Source organism: Neorhizobium petrolearium (assembly GCF_017873175.1).
Classification (GTDB): domain Bacteria; phylum Pseudomonadota; class Alphaproteobacteria; order Rhizobiales; family Rhizobiaceae; genus Neorhizobium; species Neorhizobium petrolearium.
Window position 1 is genome coordinate 279,302 of sequence record NZ_JAGGJW010000011.1, and the last position, 10,254, is coordinate 289,555.

The 10,254-nt window shown below is 58.2% G+C and carries 12 protein-coding genes; 9 read left to right on the forward strand and 3 right to left on the reverse strand.

Features of this window, described 5'->3' with window-relative positions:
* Positions 1–309: 309 nt before the first annotated feature.
* The 5 genes from coaD to tgt all read left to right on the forward strand — a co-directional run bounded on the left by coaD (position 310) and on the right by tgt (position 4,243).
* The gene (coaD, locus tag J2046_RS21815; RefSeq protein WP_037146892.1) at positions 310–804 is read left to right on the forward strand and encodes a pantetheine-phosphate adenylyltransferase; all 495 of its coding nucleotides are present in this window, start codon (positions 310–312) and stop codon (positions 802–804) included.
* A gap of 24 nt (positions 805–828) precedes the next feature.
* On the forward strand, positions 829–1,401 hold the full coding sequence (locus J2046_RS21820) for a peptidylprolyl isomerase (RefSeq protein WP_210055510.1): 573 nt from the start codon (positions 829–831) through the stop codon (positions 1,399–1,401).
* A gap of 54 nt (positions 1,402–1,455) precedes the next feature.
* A complete protein-coding gene (locus tag J2046_RS21825) occupies positions 1,456–1,965 on the forward strand; it encodes a peptidylprolyl isomerase (RefSeq protein ID WP_210055512.1) in 510 nt (169 codons plus the stop codon).
* Positions 1,966–2,030: 65 nt separating this feature from the next.
* A complete protein-coding gene (queA, locus tag J2046_RS21830) occupies positions 2,031–3,116 on the forward strand; it encodes a tRNA preQ1(34) S-adenosylmethionine ribosyltransferase-isomerase QueA (RefSeq protein WP_210055514.1) in 1,086 nt (361 codons plus the stop codon).
* Positions 3,113–4,243, forward strand: a complete 1,131-nt coding sequence (gene tgt, locus J2046_RS21835; protein WP_210055516.1) for a tRNA guanosine(34) transglycosylase Tgt — start codon at positions 3,113–3,115, stop codon at positions 4,241–4,243. Before queA ends, tgt begins: the two co-directional genes overlap by 4 nt.
* A gap of 3 nt (positions 4,244–4,246) precedes the next feature.
* On the opposite strand, the gene J2046_RS21840 is transcribed toward tgt, so the two are convergent.
* Positions 4,247–5,008: a hypothetical protein gene (locus J2046_RS21840; RefSeq protein WP_210055517.1), complete on the reverse strand. Its 762-nt coding sequence runs from the start codon at positions 5,006–5,008 to the stop codon at positions 4,247–4,249.
* 91 nt (positions 5,009–5,099) lie between these two features.
* Positions 5,100–5,525: a DUF4864 domain-containing protein gene (locus J2046_RS21845; RefSeq protein ID WP_210055519.1), complete on the reverse strand. Its 426-nt coding sequence runs from the start codon at positions 5,523–5,525 to the stop codon at positions 5,100–5,102.
* Positions 5,526–5,803: 278 nt separating this feature from the next.
* On the opposite strand from J2046_RS21845, the gene J2046_RS21850 reads away from it, so the two are divergent.
* On the forward strand, positions 5,804–6,958 hold the full coding sequence (locus J2046_RS21850; protein ID WP_210055521.1) for an MFS transporter: 1,155 nt from the start codon (positions 5,804–5,806) through the stop codon (positions 6,956–6,958).
* Positions 6,959–7,033: 75 nt separating this feature from the next.
* Here the strand turns inward: J2046_RS21850 and J2046_RS21855 are convergent, their stop codons facing one another.
* A complete protein-coding gene (locus tag J2046_RS21855; RefSeq protein WP_210055523.1) occupies positions 7,034–8,152 on the reverse strand; it encodes an LLM class flavin-dependent oxidoreductase in 1,119 nt (372 codons plus the stop codon).
* 101 nt (positions 8,153–8,253) lie between these two features.
* On the opposite strand from J2046_RS21855, the gene J2046_RS21860 reads away from it, so the two are divergent.
* The 3 genes from J2046_RS21860 to J2046_RS21870 all read left to right on the forward strand — a co-directional run bounded on the left by J2046_RS21860 (position 8,254) and on the right by J2046_RS21870 (position 10,099).
* The gene (locus J2046_RS21860) at positions 8,254–8,808 is read left to right on the forward strand and encodes a winged helix DNA-binding protein (protein WP_210055525.1); all 555 of its coding nucleotides are present in this window, start codon (positions 8,254–8,256) and stop codon (positions 8,806–8,808) included.
* Between the two features lie 144 nt (positions 8,809–8,952).
* Positions 8,953–9,540 (forward strand): J domain-containing protein, encoded by a 588-nt coding sequence (locus J2046_RS21865; protein WP_037146913.1) that lies wholly within the window; start codon positions 8,953–8,955, stop codon positions 9,538–9,540.
* Positions 9,541–9,619: 79 nt separating this feature from the next.
* Complete coding sequence (locus J2046_RS21870) at positions 9,620–10,099, forward strand: GNAT family N-acetyltransferase (protein ID WP_210055527.1); 480 nt, start codon at positions 9,620–9,622, stop codon at positions 10,097–10,099.
* The last annotated feature ends 155 nt before the right edge of the window (positions 10,100–10,254 follow it).

Consider the following 10,254-nt stretch of genomic DNA (forward strand, 5'->3'; position numbering starts at 1 on the left):
TGAATGGCCTGTTCATCTGGCGTTCAGAAACGCCCATTTCACGCTTCGTCTGGTCCGAAAGCGACGACCATGGCTTCCGCCAGGAAAGCAATCATCACGGCTCCCATCACTATCACCGCCAGCATTTTCCTTCTTTTCTCCCTCGATACGGACGGGGCTTAATGCCCGCCACGATGCGCATAAGATCACAATGCCACTGAAACGCCCTTGAACGGGGCATTCATCTTCCGTTCAGAATTGGGAGAGTCTTGCGGCGAGCAGCCTTCCGTGACAAAAGGCCGGAGAATTCGTTGGAACAGGCCACTCGGCATGACGACTGCTTTTTATCCCGGTTCTTTTGATCCGATGACCCATGGTCATCTGGATGTGCTCGTCCAGGCACTCAATGTTGCCGAGACGGTGATCGTCGCGATCGGCATTCATCCGGGCAAGGTTCCGATGTTCACCTTCGAGGAGCGAGCAGAGCTCATCCGCGCATCGCTTTTTGAAGTCCTGCCCGGCAAGGCAACCAATGTTTCCGTGGTTTCTTTCGATAATCTTGTGGTCGATGCGGCCCGCGCCAATGGTGCGGCACTTCTGATCCGCGGGCTGAGGGATGGAACCGATCTCGATTACGAAATGCAGATGGCCGGCATGAACAGGCAGATGGCGCCGGATATCCAGACTGTCTTCCTGCCAGCGGGCACTGCCTCGCGGCCCATTACGGCCACATTGGTCCGGCAGATCGCCTCCATGGGCGGCGATGTCAGCGCCTTTGTGCCTGCTGCAGTCCTCAAAGCCCTGAATAACAAGCTGAAACGCTGATCGTTTCCGAACCCGGAGTTCCGTATGAAATTGCTTGGTTTCACCATTGCCGGCGCTTTCGCCCTCGCTTCCATGGTCATGCCGGCTTTTGCCGCGCCGGACGATGTCCTGACGATCCAGCTCAAGGATGGTCCGGTTGTGATCCAGCTCATGCCGGAGGTCGCTCCGAAGCATGTGGCGCAGGTCGAGGCGCTTGCCGCCAAGGGCGCTTATGACAATGTCGTCTTCCACCGCGTCATCGATGGCTTCATGGCCCAGACCGGCGACGTCCAGTTCGGTAAGGAAGGCGGCTCAGGTTACAACCCCGCCCGCGCCGGCACCGGCGGCTCAGACCTGCCGGATCTTCCAGCCGAATTCTCCAAGGTCCCGTTCGAGCGCGGCACAGTTGGAATGGCGCGCGCACAAAGCCCGAATTCCGCCAATTCGCAATTCTTCATCATGTTTGATCAGGGCTCTTTCCTGAACGGCCAATATACGGTCATCGGCAAGGTCGTCTCGGGCATGGAGTTTGTCGACAAGATCAAGCGCGGTGAGGGCCGCAACGGAGAAGTCACCAATCCCGACAAGATGATCAAGGTCACCGTCGGCAAGAAGTAACCGAGGGCGCCTCGTCGCAGACGACATATCGGGCGCTAAAAAAAGGAGAAGAAAATGGCCGAGATCAAGGATCCGGAAAACACCCTCATCATGGAAACCACCAAGGGCAAGGTCGTCATCTCGCTGATGCCGGACCTGGCACCCGGCCATGTCGCCCGTATCAAGGAGCTTGCGCGCGAAAACGCCTATGACGGCGTCGTTTTCCACCGCGTCATCGCCGATTTCATGGCCCAGACCGGCGACGTGAAGTTCGGCAAACAGGGAGGCGAAAGCTTCAATCCGGCCCGCGCGGGCATGGGCGGCTCCGAAAAGCCCGACTTGAAGGCTGAGTTCTCGGCTGTGCCGCATGTGCGCGGCACCTGCTCGATGGCCCGTTCCCAGAACCCGAATTCGGCGAATTCCCAGTTCTTCATCTGCTTCACCGATGCACCATGGCTCAACAAGCAGTACACCGTGTGGGGCCAGGTCATCGAGGGCATGGACAATATCGACCAGATCAAGAAGGGCGAGCCGGTCAGTGATCCCGACTCGATCGTATCGCTGCGCGTCGCCGCCGATGTCTGATCTGACTTGAATGACCGACCCGCTCCGTCTCGTGCCGGGGCGGGTTTCGCTTTTCCGGGAAAATTATGCGCGTCGACTTTTTCGACTTTGACCTGCCAGAGGAAAGCATCGCACTGAGGCCCGCAAGCCCGCGCGACAGTGCCCGGCTGCTTGTCGTCCGGCCCGAGAGCGATCCTGTGCTTGCCGACCACAGAGTCTCGGAACTGCCGAATTTTCTGAGAGCCGGCGATGCGCTGGTCTTCAACGATACCAAGGTCATTCCGGCCCAGCTCGAAGGCATCCGTCATCGGGAAGGGGCAGGTGGCCAGCAGGTATCCGCCACCCTCCACATGCGCACCGCGCCTGATGTCTGGAAGGCCTTTGCGAAGCCCGGCAAACGCATCAGGATCGGTGATCGCATCGAATTTGGCCACGGCGGCAATGCCTGTCTGCTGGGCTCGCTCACCGCAACCGTCGAGGAGAAGGGCGAGGGCGGTGAGGTGACGTTACGCTTTGATCTTTCCGGCCCGGCACTGGACGAGGCGATCGCGGCAGTCGGACACATTCCACTGCCGCCTTATATTGCCGCCAAGCGGCCGGAAGACGCCCGGGACCGCAAGGATTACCAGACGATCTATGCTCGGGAGGAGGGTGCCGTCGCGGCGCCGACAGCAGGCCTGCATTTCACGTCCGGGCTTTTCGAAGCCCTCGATGCCGCCGGTATCGAACGGCATTTCGTGACGCTGCATGTCGGGGCAGGGACGTTCCTGCCGGTCAAGGCCGAGGATACGACCGATCACAGGATGCACCAGGAAATCGGCTATGTAAGCGCCGAGACTGCGGCGAGCCTGAATGCCGTGAAGAGAAGAGGCGGCCGCATCGTCTGTGTCGGCACGACGTCGCTCCGGCTGATCGAGAGCGCGACTGCCGAAGAGGGCATGGTAAAACCCTGGAGCGGCGCGACCGGTATCTTCATCACGCCCGGCTACCGCTTCAAGGCTGTCGACATGCTGATGACCAATTTCCATCTGCCGAAATCGACGCTGTTCATGCTGGTCTCCGCATTTTGCGGGCTTGAGACGATGCGTTCTGCCTATTCCCATGCCATATCGACGGGCTATCGCTTCTACTCCTACGGCGACGCGTGCCTGCTTTTCCGGACCGACAAATGACTGAAAATTTCCAATTCAACCTCAAGGCCACCGACGGCGGCGCGCGCCTTGGCGAGATCACCATGCCGCGCGGCACCATCCGCACGCCGGCTTTCATGCCGGTCGGGACGGTCGGCACCGTCAAGGCCATGTATCTCGATCAGGTGCGCGACACCGGCGCCGACATCATCCTCGGCAACACCTATCACCTGATGCTGAGGCCGGGGGCGGAGCGCGTCGCCCGCCTCGGCGGGCTCCACAATCTCATCCGCTGGCCACACCCGATCCTGACCGACAGCGGCGGTTTCCAGGTCATGTCGCTTTCCGGGCTCCGGAAGCTCGACGAGAAGGGTGTGACCTTTAAGAGCCATGTGGACGGCAGCCTGCATCACATGTCGCCGGAACGGTCGATCGAAATCCAGGGCCTGCTGGGCTCGGATATCCAGATGCAGCTCGATGAATGCGTGGCGCTGCCGGCAGAACCCAAGGAGATCGAGCGAGCCATGGAATTGTCGCTGCGCTGGGCCGAGCGCTGCCGCGTCGCGTTCGACGATCAGCCTGGCAAGGCCATGTTCGGCATCGTCCAGGGAGGCGACATAGCAGATCTGCGCATCCGTTCTGCCGAAGGTCTGAAGCAGCTTGATCTCAAGGGTTATGCGGTGGGCGGCCTCGCAGTCGGTGAACCTCAGGACGTCATGCTGAAGATGCTGGAGACCACGCTCCCGGTATTGCCGAACGAAAAGCCGCGCTACCTGATGGGCGTCGGCACGCCGGACGATATCCTGAAGTCGGTCGCGCGTGGCATCGACATGTTCGACTGCGTCATGCCCACCCGTTCCGGCCGCCATGGCCTCGCCTTCACCCGCCGTGGCAAGGTCAATATCCGCAATGCCCGCCATGCCGAGGACCTGCGGCCTCTCGACGAGGAGTCGAACTGCCCGGCAGCGCGGGATTACTCCCGTGCCTATCTTCACCACCTCGTCCGTTCGGACGAGGCGCTGGGCGGCATGCTGCTCTCCTGGAACAACCTGCACTACTATCAGGACCTGATGAAGAGCATCCGTCAGGCGATCGCCGAAGGCCGTTTTGCGGATTTCTACGCCGAAACGCAGGAAATGTGGGCCAAGGGCGATCTCGATCCGCAGTGAGAGTTATCGTCTTGTCCTGTTGATTGTTGGGACGGGTTCGTTTTTCAAACTGCCGACCGGGAAATACAAATAGCCGAAGACCGCGTTGCGCGCCTCGGCGTAGGTAACTTCGCTCGTTCCAATCTTGAATTCCCCTATCTTTTTACCCTTCAGCTCCGGGCCGACGGAAAGGGAGGGGAGGCCGACAAGTTTGCTATAGACTTTCTCTCCTGTCGTAATCGAATAAACGAATACGGGTTTTCCTATATCCCGGAATTTCTTCTTGTCATCTATAAATTTCCGGCATCGACGCTCGACATTGCTATATACATACTCGGAGTTGAGCAATTCGTCATTGCTGGTGACTACGTCATACTTTGAGATGCTGAAGTTTTCGGCGACTCTTTTGGATCGAGGTATGCCATTGAAAGTAATGCCGATTTTCGCTTTGATTTCGCCAAAATCCCTTTCCGCAGCAATTGGATCGAGGGTAAGCTGAAAGTGATCAAAGGCGTCTTGATCTTCAATCTTTGAAGGTTTCCCGGCCGACTGGATCCTTTTCAGGGATGTGAGCGCAATCTGAGATTTTGTATCATCGAGGCAAAGAGGTGAGGAATAATAATTTCCCTTGCTGTCTTTCCAGATGCGATAGATTCCCAATGACGTTACGCGATATTCGCCTTTTGACACTTGAGAAGCAGCTTCTTTATCCTCCAATGCCTGCTGGGCAATATTCGCGCATCCGGTAAGCAGCAAGCCGATGGCCGCAGGTATAAATTTTTGCATATTAACCCCCAAAAGAATCATCCCCGAGCAAATATCACTCGCTTTTGGGGATTTAAGCAAGTTTTCCTATGGGTGGTTTGTATTTGAGTTACTATATACCTTGGCTCGCTGTATTGCGCATCATCCGCACGCCATCGACCTTGTAACTTCCGTCATCCATCAGCCGCATTTGGTAGATGGCGGTCCAGTCCTTGCCTTCCCGGGCGCCGATCATCACTTCCTGCAACACCATTTCTCCGCCACCGATGAGTTTCGAGCGGCCGAAGGCATAATTACCGGCCTGATAGACGGGTTCATAGTTCTTGCGCACCATATCCAGGAATTGGTTCTTGTCGGGGTAGAGGCTGCGGATGCCAGGAGAGGCGAAGGAGTAGGCCCTTTCCGCGTCATTGCGCATCAGCGCGGCGATCTGGCCCGAGATGACCGCCTGAGCCTCCGCGACAGGGTCTTCGGCCTTGGCGGCGGTGAAGGATAAGAGAGCGAGACACAGAACGACAGGAAGTAATCGAACGGGCATCGGTTTTCCCCAAGGTGGCTGCAAGAAGGCTAGCGCGTTTCTGTGAAAGGAGAAGATGGTCCCTGCAAATTTTTGAGGCACCGCCCTTGGAACGTGCATGCGAATCTGAGCGATTGCAGGATGATGACAGGTGCAGTGGATTGCGCCTGATATTCGTACTTTTCCGTGAGTTTTCGCCCCTCAGTAGCGCAGGGCAGGGTTCCGTTATCGCCGCTTGTCCGAAGTGATCCGCGCTGGCACGAATGCGCCGGGAGCTCTGATTCGCCCGGAACATTTTTATGAAAACCTTTCTGCCGCCGGCATTGCTTTATTTCAGCAATGCTATCCTGTTCATTTCGCTTTTTACCCGCCTGCCGGCCATCCAGGCGTCGATGGGAATCGATAAGGCAGTCCTTGGTTTCGCGCTGCTGAGCGCGCCTGTCGGTACATTTCTGGCCTTGCCTCTCGCCGGGCGGATTACAGACCGTTTTACACCGCGGCTGACGGCGCTCGTCACATTGCCGATCTGCGCTTTGCTCAGTCCGCTGCTGACGATTTCCCCGGTCATCGGCTTCGTCCTTTGTTTCTTCCTCTTCGGCTTCTTTCGCACAATCTTCGACGTCGCCGCCAACATGATCTCCGCCGGTATCGAGCAAAGAACCGGCACGAAGGTCCTGGCGCGCAGCCATGGCTTCTGGTCGGTTGGACTGCTCGTCGGATCCTTGTGTTCCGGCTTCCTAGCGGAGAGGGCGATGGCGCCTTTTTCACAACAAGTTATGGCCGCTACCTTCGTCGTTGCGGCTTGTCTGCTGGTGTTCTGGGTCACGCCGAAGGACGTGGCTTCGGATGCACAGCCGGAACGCAAGCGTTCTGCCTATGTCCTGCCGGACCGCACGATCCTGCTCATCTGTGTCATGGTCTTCGGGCTCTGTATCGTCGAAGGCGCAGTCTATGATTGGGGCATCTTCTTCTTGCGCGAAGAACTCGGCGCCGATCCGGCAATTGCCGGCATGCTCTATGCTGCGTTTACCATTGGCATGGGGCTGACACGGTTGTCCGGCGATATGCTCCGGGATAGCTTCAGGCCCATGGTTCTGGTGCGCGCATCGGCCGTTTCGGTCGCGATAGGAATCATCCTCTTGGTGATGACGTCGAGCCTCACGCTCGCGGGCGTTGCCTTGTTTCTGATCGGCTGCGGCATCGCGCTCGCTTTCCCGCTGGCGGTCTCGACGACGATTGAGCGCGGCAAAGGACAGCCGTCGGAAAACCTTGCGGCTTTATCGCTGACGCTGATGCTCTCGACGATCGGTGTGCCGCCGTTGCTGGGCTTCATCGCCGAGCATGTCAGTCTCGTTGCGACTTTCTTGGTATTGCTGCCCTGCGTGGTGGTCAGTTTCCTTATGGCGCCGGTGGCGGAGGGCCGGCGCCTATCCCTGTGGCCCAGAGGCAGCTAAGCCAGATGCAGCTTCACGCCGGCTTCTTTCGCTCGATCCGGGCGGTCTTGCGGCGAGCGACCAGCATTTCCACAGTCAGGCTGCAGCCGTCGCCGTCGTCACGCTCCTTCGGATTCCCTCGGCCTCCAGGATCGGCAATACCGTGTCCCGGAAGTAGGGAAATTCCTCGGCATAGTCGACGAAGGACAGCGTTGTGCCATTGAAGCCGGCCCTGTGAAGCGACAGGATCCCTTCCGCCACCTGTTCCGGCGTACCGACCAGCGGAAAGCCGCCATGACCCGCTGCCATGCGGTCGCGTATGAGCGCGAGGAGATCGTGCGGGAAGGAATGCGCATGCGCAAACTGCAGCCGGACCAGGTTGTCTACGGCCTCCCAATCCGCATTGTCCTTTCCAAAATGCTGGAGGTAGTCACGCGCCTCCTTTTCCGTCGGTCGGCAGACGACATGCGAGAAGGTGAGAACGCCGAGATCGCGACTGGAGGCCTTGCCCTGTGCTTTTAGTTCAGCGACCTCGGATGCAGAGCGTTCGAGGTCGATCGCCGGCGTGAACAGGAAGTCGGCATTACGGACGGCGAAGGCACGGCCTTGGCCGGATCCGGCGGCGTTCAGCATTGGCACCTTGCGTGCCGGGCGAGGATCTCCGAGCACCTGGCGGAGATTGAAGAATTTTCCGTCGTAATCGAAGGTTTCCGTCCGCTGCCAGAGCGTCTTGACCACATCGAACCATTCTTCCGCATAGGCATAGCGCGTTTCGTGATCGGTCGGCAGCTCGAGCCCGAGCGCCTCGTATTCGGGTTGGTTCCAGCCGGCGACGATGTTCAGGCCGATGCGGCCGCCGCTGATCTGGTCGATGGTGGCGATCTGCTTGGCAAGGACGATCGGATGGTTGGCTACGGTGTGGATCGTGGCGAAGACGTTGATGTTTTGGGTTTTCGCCAGAAGCCCGGCCGCCCAGGTAACGGTTTCGAGAACATTGCCGTGGAAATTGGTCTCTCCACCGTAGCCGATCCAGCGGGCGATCGGCAGCATGAAGTCGATGCCGGCCGCATCCAGAAGCTGAGCCAATTTGAGATTGTTGTCCCAGGAGTTTTTCCAACGCTCAGGAACTTTGGTAACCGACATGCCGCCGGAGCAATTGGAGGCGAAAGTGCCGAGCAAAAACTGCCCGGCGGTGAACATGGAGTTCTCCGTCATGGTTTGTTCCCCAGATTTTTGATAGATATTACGATAGAAAGTTTATTTGAAACATAAAGCTTGTCAACATGATTGCTGCAGTGAAGAAGGAAAACACGCCGATGAGTTCGATAGGGCAGGACGAAGGTGAGGCACAGCACGGTCTGGACCGGAGCTGGCATCTCGCCAGGACGCCGCTGGAGGTGGACGTGGCGGAGCTCGAATATGCTCTGATGCGCGCCTTCGAGGCCTTCGGTCGGTGGCAGGCCGAATGCCTGGCTTCCGTCATCGATTTCGCCGCCAGCGGGCCGGAAAATGCCATGCTGCACATCATTCGCATGAACGATCGACCGAAGACGATCAAGGACTTGGCGCGACTTTCCAACCGCGAAGATATTCCCAATATGCAATACAGTCTGCGTAAGCTGATCGGGGCAGGGCTCGTGGAGCGCAAGGGCAGTGGGCGGTCCGGCGTCACCTATTCGGTGACGGAAAAGGGACGCGACGTAACCGAGCGTTATGCGCAGCTTCGCGCCTCGCTTCTTATCAAGGCGGTCCAGTCTTTGCCCAATTTCGGGGGGAGACTCGACGAGGCGACGAAGACGCTGGAATTCATGACCGGGATTTATGAGCAGGTGGCACGCTCGGCCGCTACACATCGGCATCTCCCGAGGTGACGCGTTCCGGATAAGCAATGCTGTGGGAAAATCGGGCAGGGGGTTGGCCTGCCCCTAATTGGCCATAAGGATGGATAATGGGTTGAGCCTGCGGGACTTAGACGTTACCACGATGAAATTGATTTGCCGAAAACAGGTGACACTGTGATCGACCCCTATGAGATGCTCGGTATTTCCCGCGAGGCGGATGGCGCGACCATCAAGTCTGCCTACCGCAAGCGTGCGAAAACGGCCCATCCGGATGCCGGTGGCGACGTTGACTTGTTCAGCAGGTTGACGACGTCCTACGAGCTTCTTTGCGACCCCGTGCGCCGCAAGGTCTATGACGATACCGGCTTCGATCCGGAACTTGCAGACACCAAGGATTTGCAGGGCCTCGTCATCCTTGAGACGCTGATCAACGAGGTTATCCTGGACGAGCGGGAGCCGGGGAGTTTCGATCCGGTCGCTGCCATGCGCCGCAAGCTCACCGACAAGATCGTCAACGCGCGGATTCATATTCTCGAGATGGAGCGTCACCGCGCCCGCATCCGCAACCATATCGACCGCATCGGCAGGAAACCGGAAACGGACGTTCTGGGGCGCATGCTGAGATCGCGTTGCGAAACGATCGGCGAGGCGATCGGCCGGGCGGAAAACGAGATCGAGAACATCGAAAAAGCCTATGGCATGCTGGACGGCTATTCCTACGAAATCGATGCCGTGGCAGAGATCAAATCAGCGGCTGAGTGACTGCGGCCGTAACCTCTGCCTTGACATTGTCTCTTACATCAGGACACGGCTTCAGCCTGTTATTTTCAAAGGGTTTTCCATGGTGCTCACCATACGCGAAGCTGTCCGCGAGGATGCTGTGACGCTTCTCGGTTTCATCCGCGAGTTGGCGATCTATGAGAAGGCCGAACACGAGGTCGCCGCGACGGTTGAAACGATTAAGGAGTCGATCTTCGGCAGGGATTCGGTAACCCGCGCGCTGATCTGCGAACAGGATGACGAACCGGTTGGCATGGCAATCTGGTTCTTCAGTTACTCGACGTGGCAAGGGAAGAACGGGCTTTATCTCGAAGACCTCTATGTGACGCCAAAGGCGCGCGGGCTAGGTGCTGGCAAGGCCATGCTGAAACGGCTGGCGGTGATTGCGCTTGAAAACGATTGCGGCCGTTTCGAATGGAGCGTGCTCGATTGGAACGAGCCGGCGATCCGCGTCTACGAAGCGATCGGTGCCGAACCGATGAAGGAATGGGTCCGCTATCGGTTGGCTGGCGAGACATTGCGAGACTTCGCCGAAAGCTGAAAAGGGAAGAACAAGGCTGTCGCACTTCATCCTTGAACCCGGCTTGCTATACACATGTGATGTGGCGGCGAGGTTGAGATGTCCGTTCCGGCGCAAAGTTGAAGTGTCACTTTGTGCTTCGACGCGGCACGACAATCAGCCCCGATCTGACCGGC

What these genes read in the sequence shown, in the direction of transcription:
- coaD (WP_037146892.1), top strand. Translation starts at nt 310, where the DNA reads ATGACGACTGCTTTTTATCCCGGTTCTTTTGATCCGATGACCCATGGT.
- J2046_RS21820 (WP_210055510.1), top strand. Translation starts at nt 829, where the DNA reads ATGAAATTGCTTGGTTTCACCATTGCCGGCGCTTTCGCCCTCGCTTCC.
- J2046_RS21825 (WP_210055512.1), top strand. Translation starts at nt 1,456, where the DNA reads ATGGCCGAGATCAAGGATCCGGAAAACACCCTCATCATGGAAACCACC.
- queA (WP_210055514.1), top strand. Translation starts at nt 2,031, where the DNA reads ATGCGCGTCGACTTTTTCGACTTTGACCTGCCAGAGGAAAGCATCGCA.
- tgt (WP_210055516.1), top strand. Translation starts at nt 3,113, where the DNA reads ATGACTGAAAATTTCCAATTCAACCTCAAGGCCACCGACGGCGGCGCG.
- J2046_RS21840 (WP_210055517.1), bottom strand. Translation starts at nt 5,008, where the DNA reads ATGCAAAAATTTATACCTGCGGCCATCGGCTTGCTGCTTACCGGATGC.
- J2046_RS21845 (WP_210055519.1), bottom strand. Translation starts at nt 5,525, where the DNA reads ATGCCCGTTCGATTACTTCCTGTCGTTCTGTGTCTCGCTCTCTTATCC.
- J2046_RS21850 (WP_210055521.1), top strand. Translation starts at nt 5,804, where the DNA reads ATGAAAACCTTTCTGCCGCCGGCATTGCTTTATTTCAGCAATGCTATC.
- J2046_RS21855 (WP_210055523.1), bottom strand. Translation starts at nt 8,152, where the DNA reads ATGACGGAGAACTCCATGTTCACCGCCGGGCAGTTTTTGCTCGGCACT.
- J2046_RS21860 (WP_210055525.1), top strand. Translation starts at nt 8,254, where the DNA reads ATGAGTTCGATAGGGCAGGACGAAGGTGAGGCACAGCACGGTCTGGAC.
- J2046_RS21870 (WP_210055527.1), top strand. Translation starts at nt 9,620, where the DNA reads ATGGTGCTCACCATACGCGAAGCTGTCCGCGAGGATGCTGTGACGCTT.